The organism is Mycobacterium sp. E183, assembly GCF_001667735.1.
Classification (GTDB): Bacteria; Actinomycetota; Actinomycetes; order Mycobacteriales; family Mycobacteriaceae; genus Mycobacterium.
In genome coordinates this window covers 1-17,567 of the sequence record NZ_LZJN01000105.1, presented here as the reverse complement: position 1 = coordinate 17,567, position 17,567 = coordinate 1, and the positions used below count along the sequence as shown (strand labels likewise).

Below are 17,567 nucleotides of genomic sequence, written 5' to 3'. Positions count from 1 at the left end.
CGCTCGGTCCTCAGGAGTCCAACTTGGCGCCGAAGCCTTCGGCCTTCTTGGCCAGGTCGTCCAGGCCGCCGATCAGGAAGAAGGCCTGTTCGGGGATGTGGTCGAAGTCGCCCTTGGACAGTCGGTCGAACGCCTCGATGGTCTCCTTCAGCGGCACGGTGGAACCCGGCTGGCCGGTGAACTGCTCGGCCGCCATCATGTTCTGCGAGAGGAACCGCTCGATGCGCCGCGCGCGCTGCACCAGCTGCTTGTCCTCTTCGGACAACTCGTCGATACCGAGGATGGCGATGATGTCCTGAAGGTCCTTGTACCGCTGCAGGATTCGGATGACTTCCTGAGCGACGCGGTAGTGCTCGTCGCCGACCACACTCGGGTCCAGGATGGTCGAGCTCGACGCCAGCGGGTCCACCGCCGGGAAGATGCCCTTGGAGAACACCGAACGCGACAGCTCGGTGGTCGCGTCCAGGTGGGCGAACGTGGTTGCCGGCGCGGGGTCGGTGTAGTCGTCGGCGGGCACGTAGACGGCCTGCATCGAGGTGATCGAGCGGCCCCGCGTCGAGGTGATGCGCTCCTGCAGCTCACCCATTTCATCGGCCAGCGTGGGCTGGTAACCCACCGCGGACGGCATCCGGCCGAGCAGCGTGGAGACCTCGGATCCGGCCTGGGTGAACCGGAAGATGTTGTCGATGAACAGCAGCACGTCCTGGCCGGCCTCGTCGCGGAACCACTCGGCCATCGTCAGCGCCGACAGGGCCACCCGCATACGGGTGCCGGGCGGCTCGTCCATCTGACCGAACACCAGCGCGGTGTCCTTGAGCACGTCGGCCTCTTTGAGCTCGACCCACAGGTCGTTGCCCTCGCGGGTACGCTCGCCGACGCCGGCGAAAACCGAAGTACCACCGAAGTTCCGGGCGATACGGTTGATCATCTCCTGGATCAGCACGGTCTTGCCCACGCCGGCACCGCCGAACAGCGCGATCTTGCCGCCACGCACGTACGGGGTGAGCAGGTCGACGACCTTCAACCCGGTCTCGAGCATCTCGGTGCGGGGCTCGAGCTCCTCGAAGGCCGGCGGCTTACGGTGGATCGACCAGTGCTCGAAGTCCTCGCCGTATCCCGGCTTGTCCAGGCAGTCGCCCAGCGCATTGAAGACGTGGCCCTTGACGTCCTGGCCGACCGGCACCGAGATCGGCTTACCGCTGTCGGTCACCTCGACGCCACGGACCAGCCCGTCGGTGGGCTGCAACGAGATCGTGCGGACCAGGTTGTCGCCGAGGTGCTGTGCGACCTCCAGCGTGAGCGTCTTCTTGAGTTCCTCGAACGTGATCTCCGCGTTGAGGGCGTTGAACAGTTCCGGTACGGATCCACGCGGGAACTCGACGTCGACCACGGGGCCGGTGATCCGCACCACGCGGCCGCTGGTCTCGGACTTGGTGGACTTGTCGGTCTTCTCTGCGGTTCCAGTAGTAGCAGCCATATTCTTCTTCTCTTCCTCGTGTGCTACTGAGCGTCGGCGAGTGCGTTTGCACCACCGACGATTTCGCTGATCTCTTGGGTGATCTGAGCCTGCCGCTCGCGGTTCGCCATCAGCGTCAGTTCCTTGATCAGGTCATCCGCGTTGTCGGTCGCGGACTTCATCGCCCGCTGGCGCGACGCGAGCTCCGACGCCGCCGATTCGAGCAGCGCGGCGTAGACGCGGGTCGTCACGTACCGCGGCAGCAGCGACTCGAAAAGCGTTGTCGCGTCCGGCTCGAACGAGTACAACGTGTGCAGTTCCTCGGTGTCCTCGACGTACTCGACGACCAGCGGAGCGATGCGGTGAGCCACCGCGGCCTGCGACATCATCGATTTGAATTCCGAGTAGACGATGTGCAGTTCGTCGACGCCCTGATCGTCGGCCGACTCGTCGTCACCGGCGCCCTTCATGAACGTCTCGACCAGGGTTTCGGCGATCTCCGCGGCGTTCTCGTACTTGGGTTGCTCGGAGAAGCCGGTCCACGAGTCGGTGATGTCCCAGTTGCGGAACTTGAAGTAGTTCTGCGCCTTCCGGCCAACCGTGTATACGACCGGGGTCTTGCCTTCCTCCCTCAACAGGGAGAACAGCTCCTCGGACCGGCGGAAGATGCTCGAGTTGTAGGCGCCGCACAGCCCACGATCGGAGGACACCACCAGGACGCCGGCCCGCTTGGGTTCTTCCCGTTCGACCAACAACGGGTGGTCCAGGGCGGCTTCGGACGACAGCGTGGTCAGCATCGAGGTGATCTGAAAGGCGTAGGGCCTGGCCGCTTCGAGCCGGGCCTGCGCCTTGCCGATGCGCGACGTCGCGATCATCTCCTGGGCCTTGGTGATCTTCTTGATCGACCCCGCCGAGCGAATCCGGCCGCGTAGTTCGCGAAGTGTGGCAGCCATTGTTAGCTACTTCTTGTCCTTGCCGGAGCCGCTCTTGGCGTCCTTCTTGTCCTTCGGCTTCTCCTTCTTGACCTGGACCGACTCCTTTTCGAGGTCTTCTTCGTCCAGGGGCTCGACGTGCTCGTCGGGCACCACCGAGCCGCCGCCGGTGGCCGCGAAGCCCTTCTTGAAGTTGTTGATGATCTCGGTCAGCTGGTTCTCGCCCTCTTCGGAGAGCTTGCCGCTGTCGCGGACGCCGGCCAGGAAGTTCTCTTCCGAGGCCCGCATGTGGTCCAGCAGTTCGGTTTCGAAGCGCCTGACGTCCTCCACGGGCACCGAGTCCAGGTGACCGCCGGTACCCAGGAAGATCGAAACCACCTGCTCCTCAACGGGCATCGGCTGGTACTGCGGCTGCTTGAGCAGCTCGACCAGCCGTTCGCCGCGCTCGAGCTGCGCCTTCGACGTCGCGTCCAGGTCCGAGGCGAAGGCCGCGAACGATTCCAGCTCGCGGTACTGCGACAGGTCCAGACGCAGCGAGCCGGCGACCTCTTTCATGGCCTTGATCTGAGCCGCACCACCCACGCGGGACACCGACACACCGACGTTGATGGCGGGACGCACACCCTGGTTGAACAGATCGGATTCCAGGAAGCACTGCCCGTCGGTGATCGAGATGACGTTGGTCGGGATGTAGGCCGAGATGTCGTTGGCCTTCGTCTCGATGATCGGCAGACCGGTAAGCGAGCCGCCCCCGAGGTCATCGGAGAGCTTCGCGCAGCGCTCCAGCAGGCGCGAGTGCAGGTAGAACACGTCACCGGGGTAGGCCTCGCGGCCCGGCGGACGGCGCAGCAGCAGCGAGATCGCGCGGTACGCCTCCGCCTGCTTGCTCAGGTCGTCGAACACGATCAGCACGTGCTTGCCGTCGTACATCCAGTGCTGGGCGATCGCCGAACCGGTGTACGGCGCAAGCCATTTGAAGCCGGCGGAGTCCGAAGCCGGGGCCGCGACGATGGTGGTGTAGTCCATCGCGCCGCCCTCTTCGAGCGCCCGCCGGACCGAGGCGATCGTGGTGCCCTTCTGGCCGATCGCCACGTACACGCAGCGGACCTGCTTCTTCTCGTCGCCGCTCTCCCAGTTCTCGCGCTGGTTGAGGATGGTGTCGACGCAGACGGCGGTCTTGCCGGTCTTGCGGTCGCCGATGATCAGCTGCCGCTGGCCGCGACCGATCGGGGTCATCGCGTCGATGGCCTTGATGCCGGTCTGCAGCGGCTCGCTCACGCTTTGCCGCTGCACCACCGACGGCGCCTGGATCTCCAGCGCGCGGCGAATGTCGGTGTCGATGTCTCCGCGACCGTCGATGGGGTGACCGAGTGGGTTGACGACGCGCCCCAGGAAGGCGTCGCCGACGGGAACGGACAGCACCTCGCCGGTGCGCTTGACCTGTTGGCCCTCTTCGATTTTCTCGAAGTCACCCAGGATCACCGCGCCGACGCTGTGCTCGTCGAGGTTCAGCGCGACGCCCAGGACCCCACCCGGGAACTCGAGCAGTTCCTGGGTCATGACGGAGGGCAGGCCTTCGACGTGCGCGATGCCGTCCCCGGCCTCGACGACGGTGCCGACCTCTTCGCGGGAGGTGTCGGAGGTGAAAGAGCCTACGTACTCCTCGATGGCGCTCTGGATGTCATCAGCGGAGATTGTCAACTCGGCCATGGCTTTTCGTCTTCCTACTTGATCGTGGTTCGCGTGTGGTTATGGGGAGTGGTTGGGTCAGTCGGGCAATTGGGCCTGGGCAGCGGCGAGGCGCGAAGCGAGTGTCCCGTCAATCACTTCGTCCGCCACGGAGATGAGCAGGCCGCCCAGCAGCTCCTCGGAGGTCTGCAGCTGCACCGTCACCGGATGGCCGTAGATGCGGCCGAGCACGTCGGTGAGGCGAGACCGCTGGGCGTCGCTGAGTTCGGCGGCCGCACTGACCTGCGCGACGATCTCGCCGCGGCGTGCCACCGCGACTTTCGCCAAGAACTGGATGGCCTCCTCGGCCGACTCGCCCCGCAGCAGTTGGACGGTCTGGGTCAGCAGCGCCACGACGATCGGGTCGACCCTGCCGCTGGCGCTGTCAAGCACCTTGCGCAGCAGGTCGATCCGGCCTTCCACGGGCACGCCGTAGTCGCCCAACAGGATGGCGAGTCGCGGCTGCGCGTCCAGGATGCGGGCGAACCGGAAGAGCTGGTCTTCGACGTCGTCGACCTTGTTCTCCCGTTCGGCGACTTCGAGCAACGCCTGCCGCGAGATGTGCTCGATCGCGTCGCCCAGATCGGAGTTGGCCGACCAGCGTTCCGACACGGCCAGACGCAGGACGTCGAGCGTGGCGTCGGAAACCTTGCCGGAGACCAGCCGCTCGATCAGCCGGACGCGGGGGGCCGCGTCCTCGGCGGGCACGGTCAAGTACCGGGTGACGACGATCTCCCGGTCCAGCATTTCGGCGACCGAAACAAGCTCCGACGAGAGGGTAGAAAGCGCTTTGTTGTCAAGGTTTTTGGCGATGTCGCCGAACCGCTCCGCCAGGCCGGCCACTGCCACCCGACTGGCGGAGCGCATCTTTGCCAACAGTGGGTACTCGACCTCGGCGGGCGCCGGGGCCATCGCTTCGAGGTCGTCCAGGAACCGATCGACGGTGCCGGACTGCTGTTCCGGGTCCGCGACATAGTTCCGCACCAACTCGCCCGCCTGGCGTACCGCCTCGTGGCCGAGTTCCAGGCGGAGCTGGCGGCTGAGCTGTGTCCGCAGCAGTTCGACCTGGCGGCCGCCCTGCGTGGTGATGCGTTCGGATTCCGAGTCGGCCTGGATCCGGAACTGCTCGGCGATGCGCCCGGCGTCGGTTTGGGCTTCTTCGACGAGCCGTTCGGCTTCGGACTTGGCGGATTCCACGGCGTTGCTATGGGCCGTGGTCGACTCTTTCAGCCGATCCGCCGCTGCCGCAGAGTCTTTCAGCTGCTGGCGCACGGCCTCCTGGCGAGCGGCCATCAGACGACGCACCGGCGGCACGACGTACCGCACGACCAGAAGCACGATGGCCGCGAATCCGATCAACTGCCCGATGAAAGTCGACATGCGCGATTACCGTCCAGATTTCCCGGTTGCGGACGCGGCCGTGGTGGCCGGGGCCACCTCGACGCCGAGGATCCGGCTGGCCAGCTTCGCCGACATGCCCGCCACGTTGGCGCGCAAATCCAGTTCCACGGCGTCTCTTTCCCGCTTCAATTGCTCGGATGCCATTTGCAACGTCGACATCACCTGCTGCTCGGCACGGGCGCGCGCGTCTTCGACCACCTTACGGCCTTCGGCGCGGGCGTTGTCGCGCAACGACGACGCCTGGACCCGGGCCTCCGTCAGGGCTTCCTCATAGTCAGCCTTGGCGGCGTCGAACTGCTCGGTCGCCTTCTTGTTGTCGGCGGCCGTCTTGGCAACCATGTTGTCGCGCTCGCGCAACACCCGCATGACCGGCGGCACCACGAAGGTGCCGATGACGGCCAGCACGATCAGGAAGATGGCCAGCACAAAGAAGAACGTGCCGTTGGGAACGAGGAAGTTGTTGCCTCCCTCGGCCATCACCTGGCTGGATGCCAGAACGCTCAGACTCGCGTCACCCATCACAGCGAATTAGGTGCCGACGGGTGTGGCGAAGACGAACAGCGCCATGAAGGCCAGGTTGATGAAGTACGCGGCCTCGACCAGACCAACGGTGATGAAGAACGGCGTGAACAGCCGACCTTGCGCCTCGGGCTGGCGGGCGATGCCGGAGACCAGCGCGTTACCGGCAATACCGTCACCGATACCGGCGCCGATCGCGCCACCGCCCATGATGAGTCCACCGCCGATGAGCGCAGCGGCAGCGACTTGGGGGTCCAGAGCCATTTTTATCCTCCTTGATAGCTGGTAGTGGTCTACCAGGCCTCTGTAATGGTGTGTGGGACAAAGCAATACATGATGGTCTCAGTCATGATGCTCCTCGATCTCCATGGCTTGGCTGAAGTAGAGGATCGTCAAGATCGAGAAGATGAACGCCTGGATCGCCCCGACGAAGAGGTCGAAAGCCTTCCAGATCGCGTTGGGCGCCCACATGATGTACGGGGGGAAGAGCGCGATCAGCGCGACCAGGATGCCGCCGGCGAAGATGTTGCCGAAAAGTCGGAGCGACAACGAGATCGGTTTGGCGAGCTCTTCGACCAGGTTGATCGGCGCCAGGAACGCGACGTGGCCCTTGAGCACGGCGAGCGGGTGGCCGACGATGCCGCGGCGCCAGATGCCCGCCACGTGGTAGCAGACGAACACGAACAGCGCCAGGGCCAGAACGTAGTTGATGTCTGCGGCCGCGGACTTCAGCAACTCGGTGGTGTGCCCGGACTTGTCGGTGTATTGCAGCGGAAGCACCGACAGCCAGTTGGAGATCAGAATGAACACGAAAATGGTGACGGCCAAAGGCAATACGAATGGCGCGATCCGCATCCCGACCGCACTCTCGATCTGATCGCGCATCTGGACGGTGATGGCTTCCCAGAACAACTGCACACCGCTGGGGACGCCGGTCGACGTGATCTTCGCGCGCAGGAAGAAGGCAAGCGCCAAAACGATCACCGCGGCGATCGCGGTCGACAGGATCGTGTCGGTGTTGACGGTCAACCCGAGCCACTTGGCTTGGTTGTGCTCGCCAACCTCGATCGCGGCGGCCAGGAACGTCGTCTCAGTCATCGGTGCCGTTCTTTCCTTCCGTTCCTTCCGATCCCGCCAGCGCGCCGCCCGCGTCGTCTGCCCAGTCGCCGGCGCGCAGCTTCTTCCAGACCGGAAGAGCCGTCGATGCCACCAGCAAGATCTGGAACAGCGCCAAGCCGAACACGACGCCCAGGCCCGCGGGCCGGAAGATGTAGGCGATGATCAGCCCGATGACGGTGATGACGGCCAGCCGGGTGGCCGAATTCAGCGCCATCGTGCTTTTCATCGGATGCTCTTTGGCGGTGATCGACGCGACGGAACGACGCACCAGAAGGGCATTGAGCAAACCAAGCAGCAACCCGACGCCGAAGAACACCCCGATCATGAGGTGACCGGTCAGTCCGGCGGCGACGACGGCCGCCGCGGTGACGGCGATGCTGAGCACCAACAGGCGGACCGGTCGGAACGCAACAGAGGGGAACACCAACGGCGCGTCCTGCGCTGGTGTCGTCACTGCAGCACCTCAATCCCAAGTTGGTAGAGCGGGAGTCCCCCGACCGACTGATCGGTGGCCCGCCGAGCGTATCGCACGTCACAGTGGATCAACCCAAGGGGTATCACCCGACGCGAGTCCTCAGCCGACCCGATCGAAACGGCGTCCGACGGACCGGCAATCTGTGCGGCTTTTTGGGCTTCTACCTGCACCGTACCATACGGCGAACCCCACTACTACTAGCTGTCGTAGTCGTCGTCTTCGTACTCTTCCCGCCGGCGCATCAACGGGATCGCGGTCGCGATGCCGGCGACCACGATGGCGCCCAGCATCACCGCGGCGGTGTCGCGCGGATTGAAGAAAATCGTGCTGGCCGCTCCGAACGCGACAATGCCCACCCAGAGGTAGATCAGCAGCACCACGCGGCGGTGGGAATGGCCGATCTGCAGCAGGCGGTGGTGCAGGTGCATCTTGTCGGGGCTGAACGCGCTGCGGCCCGCGCGGGTACGGCGCACGATCGCCAGCAGCAAATCCAGCATCGGCACGAACATGACCGCGACCACCAGCAGGAACGGTGACAACAGGGCGAACACGTCGCGCGCTCCGTAGGCGTTCTGTGAGACGGGGCCGGCGGCGGTGGTCGAGGCGGCGGCGAGCATCAGGCCGATCAGCATCGAACCGGAATCACCCATGAAGATCTTGGCGCGGTGAAAGTTGTGCGGCAGGAATCCCAGACAAGCCCCCGCGAGCACCACGGAGATCACGGCGGGCGGATAGAAGAGGACATCACCGCCGTGGTCGCGCAGCAGGCCGACCGAGAACATGCAGATCGCCAGCGCGGTGATCAGCCCGAGCCCCGCCGCCAGTCCGTCCAGCCCGTCGACGAAGTTCATCGCGTTCACGATGGACACCGTCAGCGCCAACGTGAGCAGGATCGACGACGCCTGGTCCAGCACGATGGTGCCGACTCCGCCGATCGGGATGTAGAGGACGCTCCAGGCCACGCCCATGGTGACCAGCACGCTGGCCGCGGTGATCTGGCCGGCGAACTTCGTCAGGGCGTCCAGGCCCCAGCGGTCGTCGATGAGCCCGATGCCCATGATCACCGCGCCGGCCACCAGCACCGCCGGCATGCCCGTCGAATAGACGAAGCCGCGGGTCAGCGCAGGAAGCTGCGACGCCAGGAAGACGGCCGAGATGACACCGAGGAACATCGCCAGCCCGCCCATGCGCGGGGTCGGGGTCACGTGCACGTCGCGTTCCCGCGGATAGGCGACGGCCCCGAGCCGGGTGGCGAGCACCCGCACGGGACCGGTCGCAAAGTAGGTGATGATCGCGGCGGTCAGCCCCACGAGGGCAAGCTCGCGCAGCGGGACACCGGCGCCGCGGTCAGCCAGGGCGAGCAGGCCATTGGCGAGGTTGGCTACGTCGCTGGCCGGGTCGCTGGACACGTCGAGACCGTACTGCACCAACCTGGCAACGACAGAACCGCTCCGGTCAGGCCTGGGCGGTCAGGCTTTCGGGATCCACTCCGAGCACTTCGGCGATCCGTGCGGCGCTCACCGGACCGGGTCGCAGGATGCGCGGGGCGGCACCGGTCAGGTCGACGATCGTCGAAGCAGCCTGTTGCTCGGCCGTCCCCGCGTCGAGGTAGACGTCGACGAGGTCGCCGAGCTGTTCTCGGGCCTCGCCGGCGTCGACCGCGGGCGGGCGGCCGGAAACGTTCGCGCTGGATACCGCCATGGGTCCCACCTCGCGCAACAGCTCGATGGCCACCGGGTGCAGCGGCATCCGCAGCATCACGGTGCCGCGGGCGTCGCCGAGGTCCCATTGCAGCGACGGCGCCTGCGTCACCACCAGGCTCAGCGCGCCCGGCCAGAACGCGCGGATCAGGTCGCGGGCCCCGCCCGGCATGGTGTAGACCAGGCCCTCGATGGTGTGCCAGGAGCCGACCAGCACGCCGACCGGCATGTCCCGGCCGCGGCCCTTCGCGGAGAGCAGGGCCGTCACGGCGGCGCTGTTGAAGGCATCGGCGCCGACGCCGTACACGGTGTCCGTCGGCATGACGACCAGGCGGCCACCCTTGATGGCGCCCGCCGCCGAGGCGATTCCGCGCGCACGCTGGTCGGGATCGGCGCAGTCGAAGACTTCACTCACCGGCGCCACTCCTTCGGGCCGTCACGAATCGCGGCCGGCCGGCCAGGTCTTTACGCTTCGCGATTTCTCCGAAAAGCGCTGTCCTGCGGACCAATTCGACGGTCTCCGCCGAGGTGGTGTCGTCGTGTTCGACGACGAAGACGCCACCCGGACGGAGCCAGCGCCCGGCCAGCTCGACGATCGGGCCGATCACCGCCATCCCGTCCGGGCCGCCGAATACGGCGTGGTGTGGATCATGTTGGGCCACTTCAGGTTCCACGGGTGCGACGTCGGGGACGTAGGGCGGGTTGGCCACCACCACGTCGACACCGCCGTCCAGTTCCGGCAGGAGGCGGGGCACGGTGACGTCGGCCCGCACGAGTTCGACCGCGGTGCCCGCCGCGTTGCGCCGGGCGTACTCGAGGGCGGCCTCCGAGTCGTCGACGGCGATGATCCGCGCCCCGGGGTAGTGCTGGGCCAGCGCCACCGCCAACGCGCCGGATCCGGTGCACAGGTCGACGATCACGGGCCGGGAAGGGAGGCGTTGTTGGCTGATCCACGCCAAGAGGGCTTCGGTTTCCGGGCGCGGTATGAAGACGCCGGGGCCGACCTGCAGCATCAGCGGCCCGAACGCGGCCGTCCCGGTGAGATGCTGCAACGGCACCCGCCGCGAGCGCGCGGCCACGACATCGCGGTAGCGGCTGAAGAAGTCGTCGCCGGGCGAATCGAGCAGGGCCAGCCGGCCGCGCTCGGTTCCCGTCACGTGCGCGGCCAGCTCCTCGGCATCCCAACGGGCGGAGGCGATCCCCGCTTCGGCGAGCGTCGCCGCAGCGGAATCGATCGCGCGCCGCACGGCACTCATGCCTGTTGCAGCCGGGATTGTTTGTCGGCGGCGCCCAACGCATCGAACATCGCGTCGAGGTCCCCGTCGAGCACCTGATCGAGATTGTGCGCCTTGTAACCGATCCGGTGGTCGGTGATCCGGTTCTCCGGAAAGTTGTAGGTGCGGATTCGTTCGCTGCGGTCCACGGTCCGAATCTGGCTGGCTCGATCGGCCGACGCGTCGGCCAGCGCCTGTTCTTCGGCCAGGGCCTGCAGGCGAGCGGCCAGCACCTGCAACGCGCGCGTCTTGTTCTGCAGTTGCGAGCGTTCGTTCTGGCAGGTCACCACGATCCCGGTGGGCAGGTGCGTGATGCGGACCGCGGAGTCGGTGGTGTTCACACCCTGCCCGCCCTTGCCGGACGAGCGGTACACGTCGATGCGCAGATCCGACTCGTCGATCTGGACCTCACCCACTTCTTCGGGCTCGGGATAGACCAGCACGCCGGCCGCCGAAGTGTGCACCCTGCCTTGGGATTCCGTCACCGGGACGCGCTGCACCCGGTGCACCCCACCCTCGAACTTCATTCGCGACCACACCCCGTCGGCGGAGTCACCCTTGCTGGCGATGGACAGCGTCGCGTCCTTGTAGCCGCCGAGATCCGACGTGGTCTCGTCCAGCACGGTGACGTTCCAGCCGTGTCGCTCGGCGTAGCGGATGTACATCCGGGCCAGGTCCGCGGCGAACAATGCGGATTCTTCGCCGCCCTCACCGGATTTCACCTCGAGCACGATGTCGTCGGCGTCATGCGGGTCGCGCGGGGCCAGCATGTCGGTCAATTGGGTGTCCAATTCGGCGACCCGCGACTCGAGTTCGGTCACCTCGTCGGCGAAAGAGTCGTCGTCGGCGGCCAATTCCCGCGCGGTCTCCAGATCGCCGCGCGCCGACTCCAGCTTGCGATAAGTGGCGACGATCGGGGCCAACCGGGCGAACCGGCGACCGGCCTTGCGCGCCTCGGCGGGATTGCTGTGCAGGTCGGGATCCGCCAGCCGTTGCTCGAGCTCGGCGTGTTCGGCCAGCAGCACGTCAATCGTCTGCATCGGCTGCGTCACCTCTCACCTCCTGCCCCGTTCAGCCGCATCCCATTGCCGCAAACGCAAACCGACGCCCGGCCTGTGCTTCGTGCACAGTTCGGGCGTCGGCAATGCAGCTATTTGTCGGTGTTGTCCGCCGCGGCACCCTTGCGCTTGCCGTACCGCTTCTCGAAGCGCGCCACCCGGCCGCCGCTGTCCAGAATCTTCTGCTTGCCGGTGTAGAAGGGGTGGCACTGCGAGCACACCTCGACGACGATGTTGCCGCCGGGCTTGGTGCTGCGGGTGGTGAAGGTGTTTCCGCACCCGCAGTGCACGGTGGTCTCCCCGTAAGCGGGGTGAATGTCAGATTTCATGCTGTCCTCTTCGATCTTGTCGAGCGTCGATTATGCCAGGTCAACCACTGTCCCCCAAAACAACGGGGTTCGCTGTGGCATTCCCGTGGCTGGGGCGGGGCGGCGGCTATGGCCGGCGGTTGCCGCGAGACATAAACCATTGCGGGGTCTGTGGGCGTGTCCTGCTCGTGGTTTATGTGTCGTGACCGACCGGTCCACCGCCGGCTAGTCGTTGTCCATCGATCCCGGCGTGGTCTTGGAGACCTGCACCAGGAACTCGTAGTTGTTCTTCGTCTTGCGCAGCTGGGACATCAGCAGGTCGATGGCCTGGTGCGAGTCCAGGCCCGACAGCACGCGGCGCAGCTTGTGCACGATCGCGAACTCGTCCGGCGATAGCAGCAGCTCGTCCTTGCGGGTACCGGAGGGGTTCACGTCGACCGCCGGGAAGACCCGTCGCTCGGAGATCTTGCGGTCCAGCTTGAGCTCGGCGTTACCGGTGCCCTTGAACTCCTCGAAGATGACCGTGTCACCGGTGGAGCCGGTCTCGACCATCGCGGTGGCGATGATCGTCAGCGATCCGCCTTCCTCGATGTTTCGTGCCGCACCCAGGAATCGCTTCGGCGGGTACAGGGCGGTGGAGTCGACACCACCGGACAGGATCCGGCCCGACGCGGGTGACGCGTTGTTGTAGGCACGGCCGAGGCGGGTGATCGAGTCAAGCAGCACTACGACGTCCTTGCCCTGCTCGACGAGCCGCTTGGCGCGTTCGATCGCCAGCTCGGCGACCGACGTGTGGTCCGACGGCGGCCGGTCGAAGGTGGAGGCGATGACCTCGCCCTTGACCGAGCGGGTCATGTCGGTGACCTCTTCGGGCCGCTCGTCGACAAGCACGACCATGAGGTGGCATTCCGGGTTGTTGCGGGTGATCGCGTTGGCGATGTCCTGCAGGATCGTCGTCTTACCCGCCTTGGGCGGGGACACGATCAGGGCGCGCTGGCCCTTGCCGATCGGCATGATCAGGTCGATGACCCTGGTGGTCAGCCGATCCGGGGTGGTCTCCAGGCGGAGCCGCTGATTGGGGTACAGGGGCGTCAGCTTGCTGAAGTCGGGGCGCTTTTTCGCGTCCTCGACCGGACCGCCGTTGACGCTGTCCAGGCGGACCAGCGGGTTGAACTTCTGCCGCTGGTTGGGCTGTTCGCCGTCCTTGGGCACGCGGACCGCGCCGGTCACCGCGTCGCCGCGGCGCAGGCCGTTCTTCCGCACCATGTTCATCGAGACGTAGACGTCGTGCGGACCGGCCAGGTAACCGGAGGTGCGGACGAACGCGTAATTGTCGAGCACGTCAAGGATGCCGGCGACCGGCTGGACGACGTCGTCCTCGCGCAGCTCGGTGTCGCCCCCTTCGCCGGACCGCTCACCGCGGCGTCTGCGATCGCGGAAGCGGCGCCCACGGCGGCCCTGACGGCCCTCGCCGTCGTCGTCTTGCTGGTTTTGCTGGTTCGAGCCGCCTCGACCTTGCTGGCCGCCCGAGCCCTGCTGATCCCCGCTCTGGTCGCCGCCGGAATCCTGGCCGCGCTCCTCACCCTGGGAGTCACGCTTGCCGCCCTGACGGGTGCCCCCCTCGCCGGCGGCCCCGCCCTCACGATTGCGTGTGCGTTCGCCGTCGGAGTCGTCGCCGCCGCGGGCGGCGCCGGGCTCGCGGGAGGCGCTGCGCCGTTCGCGTCGGGGCGCTTCGGTGGTCGAACCGTTCTGGTGGTCCTCGCCGGCCGGCGCCTCGGGGGCGGCGGTGTCGGACTTGCCGCTCTCCTCGGGGGCCGCGGGGGCGGAAGTCCCGTTGGACTGTCCCCTGATTTCCTTTATGGCGGCGATGAGTTCGTTCTTGCGCATGCCCGACGTCCCCTTGACGCCGACTTCGTTAGCCAGCGCGCGCAGTTCGGGAAGCACCATGGTGGACAGGGAGCCAACAGGGGCATTGATTTTGCCGTCGGATGTGTCTGGGGTCACGGCGTTCGACACCTCATTGCTGTCGGTGCTCGCGTCAGCCGTGAACAGGTCCGTATCGGTCACGGATTTCCTTTCTTCCCCCGCTGAACAGGTCATCCGGGGGTTTCGTTGCATTCAGCAAATCGCCGAGTGCGCCCAAATATCGACTGTGCAACGGTGATCGCCTTAGTCGGCGGAGTAAGCGGCGAACCTCGTTCACGAGAAGAATTGGTGTGTCCTAGCGGCAAGGCAGTATGGATGCAGATGCAGATGCTGCGATTGCTGGACGGAACCGAGGATAGCCCGCATCTTTGTTGGAAGCAAGCAAACCCTCCGGCCACGCTGTGGATCAACCGGGGACTGTGACGCCCGGGCTCCAGCGAACTCCTTCGCCGGCGGTCATCTCAGTGAGGGCAAATCCATTGGCGGCCCCGTACTCCACCACTTCCGAGGGCAACTCCGGCGCTGTGCTGAGCGCGATCAGTGCTGGACCCGCCCCGGAAAGTGTCGCCGACACGTTATGACGCCGGAACAGGCGCAAATATTCCGCGGAACCGGGCATCGCCGGGGCGCGCTGGGGTTGATGCAGCACATCTTCGGTGGCCGGCATCAGCAGGTCCGGGCGTTCGGTCAGCGCTACCACCAGCAAGGCGGCGCGGCTGACGTTGAACCGCGCGTCGTCGTGACTCACCTGGGCGGGCAGCAGCACCCGGGTCTCCGCGGTCAGGGAACGCTGCTGGGGTATGGCCGCGTACAGGCGGATGTCGGGGTGAAGCCGCAGCGGCACCGCCGCATACCGTGGCCGGTCACCGGAGGCGTCGATCCAGGACACCACCGCACCGCCCAGCACGGCGGCGGCGGCGTTATCCGGGTGGCCCTCGAACTCCGAGGACAGCTGAATCAGCTGCGCGTCGCTCAGCGGTTTCGAATCACACTGCGCGACAAGGCCGTTCGCCGCCGCCAGGCCGCCGACCACGGCCGCCGCGGACGAGCCAAGACCGCGGGAGTGTGGGATGGCGTTGCGGCAGCGGACCACCAGGCCCGCGGCCCGGACGCCCGCGGCCCGCAGCCCGCATTCGATAGCGCGCACCACCAGGTGTTCGGGGCCCCGGGGCACCTGCGCGGCGCCCTCGCCCTCAACCAGCACTTCCAGCCCGGAATCGGTTGTCTCCACCACGATTTCGTCGCTGAGACGCAACGCCAGGCCGATGCTGTCGAAACCGGGACCCAGGTTGGCGCTGGACGCCGACACCACGGAGCTTGCCACCAGCCCGGCGGGCAGCATCTGGGACGTCATTTCTTACGCCAGCCCCAGCTTCTCGACGACGAGCACCGGATCGACGGGCAGCGGGGACACGGTGGGCATATCCCTCAGCGCCGTGTCCGGGTCCTTGAGGCCATTGCCGGTCACCGTGCACACCACCGTCGACCCGCGCGCCACCCAACCGTCATCGACGGCCTTGAGCAGACCGGCGATGCTGGCCGCCGACGCGGGTTCGACGAACACGCCCTCGCTCTCGGCCACCAGGTGGTACGCGGCCAGGATCTCGTCGTCGGTGGCGGCCAGGAACCGGCCGTTGGACTGCTGCTGCGCGTTGACCGCGGCCGCCCACGACGCGGGCGCACCGATGCGTATCGCGGTCGCGATCGTTTCCGGGTGGCTGACCGGTGCGCCGTGCACCAGGGGCGCGGCCCCGGCCGCCTGGGTGCCCAGCATGCGGGGCAGCTTGTCGATCACGCCGTCGTGGTGGTATTCGGTGTAGCCCTTCCAGTACGCGGTGATGTTGCCCGCGTTGCCGACCGGGAGGGCGTGCACGTCCGGCGCGGCGCCCAGCGCGTCGACGATCTCGAACGCCGCCGTCTTCTGGCCCTCGATGCGTACGGGGTTGACGGAGTTGACCAACGCGATCGTCGGGAAGTCGGCGGCCATCTTGCGGGCCAATTCCAGGCAGTCGTCGAAGTTGCCGTCGATCTGAATGATCTTGGCGCCGTGCATGACCGCCTGTGCCAGCTTGCCCATCGCGATCTTGCCCTGCGGGATGAGCACCGCGCAGGTGATGCCGGCGCGGGCGGCGTACGCCGCCGCCGACGCGGAGGTGTTGCCGGTCGACGCGCACAACACGGCCTGCTGGCCGCGCGCCAGTGCGTCGGTGACCGCCATGGTCATGCCCCGGTCCTTGAACGAGCCGGTCGGATTGAGGCCCTCGACCTTGAGATGCACCGTGCAGCCGGTCTTCTCGGAAAGGCGCGTCGCCGCGATCAGCGGGGTGCCGCCTTCGAGGAGGGTGACCGGCGTCCAGTCATCGCCGATCGGCAGGCGGTCCCGGTACGCGGCGATCAACCCCGGCCACGGCTGGTGCACGGCGGTGCGCGGGACGCTCATCGGCCGGTCTCTTCCAGTCGCAGCACACTGGTGACGCCCTGCACGACATCCAGATCCGCCAGCGCGTCGACGGTTTCGGAGAGCGCGGCATCGGTGGCGCTGTGGGTGACGACCACGACGCGGGCTCCCACCCGCCGCCCGCCTTCGTCCACCACGCCCTCCTGGCGAACCTCGGCGATGCTCACCTCACGCTTGGCGAACTCGGCCGCCACCGTGGACAACACACCCGGCTTGTCGGCGACGTTCATGCTGACGTAGTAGCGGGTGGAGATCAAACCCATTGGGGCGACAGGAAGTTGGGCGTACTTGGATTCCTTCGGCCCACGGCTGCCCAGCACCCGGTTGCGGGCGGCCATCACCAGGTCGCCGGTGACCGCGGACGCGGTGGGGGCGCCGCCCGCGCCCTGACCGTAGAACATCAGCCGCCCGGCCGCCGCGGCCTCGACCACGACCGCGTTGAACGCGCCGTTGACCGTGGCCAGCGGATGCGACAGCGGCACCAGCGCCGGGTAGACGCGGGCCGACACCCGTTCCTGACCGTCCTCGGTGGTGACGCGCTCGCAGATGGACAGCAGCTTGATGGTGCAACCCAACGACCGCGCGGAGGCGAAGTCGGCCGGGGTGATCTTGGTGATGCCCTCGCGATAGACGTCGTCGGCGGTCACCCGGGTGTGGAAGGCGATCGACGCCAGGATCGCGGCCTTGGCCGCGGCGTCGTAGCCTTCGACGTCGGCCGTGGGGTCGGCCTCGGCGTAGCCAAGTGCGCTCGCCTCGGCCAGGGCGGTGTCGTAGTCGGCGCCGGTGCTGTCCATCGCGGACAGGATGTAGTTGGTGGTGCCGTTCACGATGCCGGCGACCCGCAGCACCGTGTCCCCCGCCAGCGACTGGGTGAGCGGGCGGATGACCGGGATGGCGCCCGCGACCGCGGCCTCGAAATACAGGTCGACGTGGGCGTTTTCGGCGGCCTGCGCCAGCTCCCCGGTGGAGGTCGCCAGCAGCGCCTTGTTCGCGGTGACGACCGACTTGCCGTGCTCGAGCGCGCGCAGGATGGCCTTTCGCGCCGGTTCCACCGGCCCCATCAACTCCACGACGATGTCGACGTCTTCGCGGGAGACGAGCTCCTCGACGTTGTCGGTGAGCAGCTCGATCGGAACGCCGCGGTCGGCGGCGACCCGCCGGACTCCGACGCCGCGCAACACCAGGGGCGCGCCGACACGAGCCGCGAGATCGT

General features: G+C 67.0%; 17 protein-coding genes. All 17 read right to left on the bottom strand.

The features are described from left to right. Window positions 1–10: 10 nt before the first annotated feature. The gene (gene atpD / locus A5691_RS10375; protein WP_067747724.1) at window positions 11–1,477 is read right to left on the bottom strand and encodes a F0F1 ATP synthase subunit beta; all 1,467 of its coding nucleotides are present in this window, start codon (window positions 1,475–1,477) and stop codon (window positions 11–13) included. A gap of 23 nt (window positions 1,478–1,500) precedes the next feature. Continuing rightward, window positions 1,501–2,409, bottom strand: a complete 909-nt coding sequence (locus tag A5691_RS10370) for a F0F1 ATP synthase subunit gamma (RefSeq protein ID WP_067747722.1) — start codon at window positions 2,407–2,409, stop codon at window positions 1,501–1,503. A gap of 6 nt (window positions 2,410–2,415) precedes the next feature. Then, window positions 2,416–4,098 (bottom strand): F0F1 ATP synthase subunit alpha, encoded by a 1,683-nt coding sequence (gene atpA, locus A5691_RS10365; protein WP_067747720.1) that lies wholly within the window; start codon window positions 4,096–4,098, stop codon window positions 2,416–2,418. A gap of 57 nt (window positions 4,099–4,155) precedes the next feature. Next, window positions 4,156–5,496, bottom strand: a complete 1,341-nt coding sequence (locus A5691_RS10360) for a F0F1 ATP synthase subunit B/delta (protein ID WP_067781113.1) — start codon at window positions 5,494–5,496, stop codon at window positions 4,156–4,158. 6 nt (window positions 5,497–5,502) lie between these two features. After that, window positions 5,503–6,036 (bottom strand): F0F1 ATP synthase subunit B, encoded by a 534-nt coding sequence (locus A5691_RS10355; RefSeq protein ID WP_067747716.1) that lies wholly within the window; start codon window positions 6,034–6,036, stop codon window positions 5,503–5,505. A gap of 9 nt (window positions 6,037–6,045) precedes the next feature. After that, on the bottom strand, window positions 6,046–6,294 hold the full coding sequence (locus tag A5691_RS10350; protein ID WP_024636915.1) for a F0F1 ATP synthase subunit C: 249 nt from the start codon (window positions 6,292–6,294) through the stop codon (window positions 6,046–6,048). 84 nt (window positions 6,295–6,378) lie between these two features. Further along, the gene (gene atpB, locus A5691_RS10345) at window positions 6,379–7,134 is read right to left on the bottom strand and encodes a F0F1 ATP synthase subunit A (RefSeq protein ID WP_067281249.1); all 756 of its coding nucleotides are present in this window, start codon (window positions 7,132–7,134) and stop codon (window positions 6,379–6,381) included. Then, window positions 7,127–7,609, bottom strand: coding sequence for an ATP synthase subunit I (locus tag A5691_RS10340; protein WP_068018446.1), 483 nt, complete (start codon window positions 7,607–7,609; stop codon window positions 7,127–7,129). The genes atpB and A5691_RS10340 overlap by 8 nt, the downstream gene beginning before the upstream one ends. A 218-nt stretch (window positions 7,610–7,827) precedes the next feature. After that, window positions 7,828–9,057 carry a glycosyltransferase family 4 protein gene (locus A5691_RS10335; protein ID WP_067747712.1) on the bottom strand — a complete coding sequence of 410 codons (1,230 nt, stop codon included), beginning with the start codon at window positions 9,055–9,057 and terminating at the stop codon, window positions 7,828–7,830. A 28-nt stretch (window positions 9,058–9,085) separates the two neighbouring features. Then, window positions 9,086–9,745: an L-threonylcarbamoyladenylate synthase gene (locus A5691_RS10330; protein WP_068018470.1), complete on the bottom strand. Its 660-nt coding sequence runs from the start codon at window positions 9,743–9,745 to the stop codon at window positions 9,086–9,088. Next, the gene (gene prmC, locus A5691_RS10325) at window positions 9,738–10,586 is read right to left on the bottom strand and encodes a peptide chain release factor N(5)-glutamine methyltransferase (protein ID WP_068018451.1); all 849 of its coding nucleotides are present in this window, start codon (window positions 10,584–10,586) and stop codon (window positions 9,738–9,740) included. The genes A5691_RS10330 and prmC overlap by 8 nt, the downstream gene beginning before the upstream one ends. Then, window positions 10,583–11,656, bottom strand: coding sequence for a peptide chain release factor 1 (prfA, locus tag A5691_RS10320; protein WP_067747708.1), 1,074 nt, complete (start codon window positions 11,654–11,656; stop codon window positions 10,583–10,585). The genes prmC and prfA overlap by 4 nt, the downstream gene beginning before the upstream one ends. A 98-nt stretch (window positions 11,657–11,754) precedes the next feature. Beyond that, entirely contained in the window at window positions 11,755–11,991 is a 237-nt protein-coding gene (gene rpmE, locus A5691_RS10315) for a 50S ribosomal protein L31 (protein WP_067747706.1), read from the bottom strand. Between the two features lie 204 nt (window positions 11,992–12,195). Then, the gene (gene rho, locus A5691_RS10310; RefSeq protein WP_067781122.1) at window positions 12,196–14,037 is read right to left on the bottom strand and encodes a transcription termination factor Rho; all 1,842 of its coding nucleotides are present in this window, start codon (window positions 14,035–14,037) and stop codon (window positions 12,196–12,198) included. A gap of 265 nt (window positions 14,038–14,302) precedes the next feature. Continuing rightward, entirely contained in the window at window positions 14,303–15,250 is a 948-nt protein-coding gene (gene thrB, locus A5691_RS10305; protein WP_156675702.1) for a homoserine kinase, read from the bottom strand. A 3-nt stretch (window positions 15,251–15,253) separates the two neighbouring features. Beyond that, window positions 15,254–16,336, bottom strand: coding sequence for a threonine synthase (thrC, locus tag A5691_RS10300; protein WP_067781125.1), 1,083 nt, complete (start codon window positions 16,334–16,336; stop codon window positions 15,254–15,256). Next, window positions 16,333–17,567, bottom strand: a 1,235-nt coding sequence (locus tag A5691_RS10295; RefSeq protein WP_067781128.1) for a homoserine dehydrogenase, incomplete at its 5' end; no start/stop codon positions are given. The genes A5691_RS10295 and thrC, both read right to left, overlap by 4 nt.

Excerpts from the sequence above, each read along its gene's own strand:
- atpD (WP_067747724.1), bottom strand. The coding sequence starts at position 1,477 with ATGGCTGCTACTACTGGAACCGCAGAGAAGACCGACAAGTCCACCAAG.
- A5691_RS10370 (WP_067747722.1), bottom strand. The coding sequence starts at position 2,409 with ATGGCTGCCACACTTCGCGAACTACGCGGCCGGATTCGCTCGGCGGGG.
- atpA (WP_067747720.1), bottom strand. The coding sequence starts at position 4,098 with ATGGCCGAGTTGACAATCTCCGCTGATGACATCCAGAGCGCCATCGAG.
- A5691_RS10360 (WP_067781113.1), bottom strand. The coding sequence starts at position 5,496 with ATGTCGACTTTCATCGGGCAGTTGATCGGATTCGCGGCCATCGTGCTT.
- A5691_RS10355 (WP_067747716.1), bottom strand. The coding sequence starts at position 6,036 with ATGGGTGACGCGAGTCTGAGCGTTCTGGCATCCAGCCAGGTGATGGCC.
- atpB (WP_067281249.1), bottom strand. The coding sequence starts at position 7,134 with ATGACTGAGACGACGTTCCTGGCCGCCGCGATCGAGGTTGGCGAGCAC.
- prmC (WP_068018451.1), bottom strand. The coding sequence starts at position 10,586 with ATGAGTGCCGTGCGGCGCGCGATCGATTCCGCTGCGGCGACGCTCGCC.
- rpmE (WP_067747706.1), bottom strand. The coding sequence starts at position 11,991 with ATGAAATCTGACATTCACCCCGCTTACGGGGAGACCACCGTGCACTGC.
- thrB (WP_156675702.1), bottom strand. The coding sequence starts at position 15,250 with ATGACGTCCCAGATGCTGCCCGCCGGGCTGGTGGCAAGCTCCGTGGTG.
- thrC (WP_067781125.1), bottom strand. The coding sequence starts at position 16,336 with ATGAGCGTCCCGCGCACCGCCGTGCACCAGCCGTGGCCGGGGTTGATC.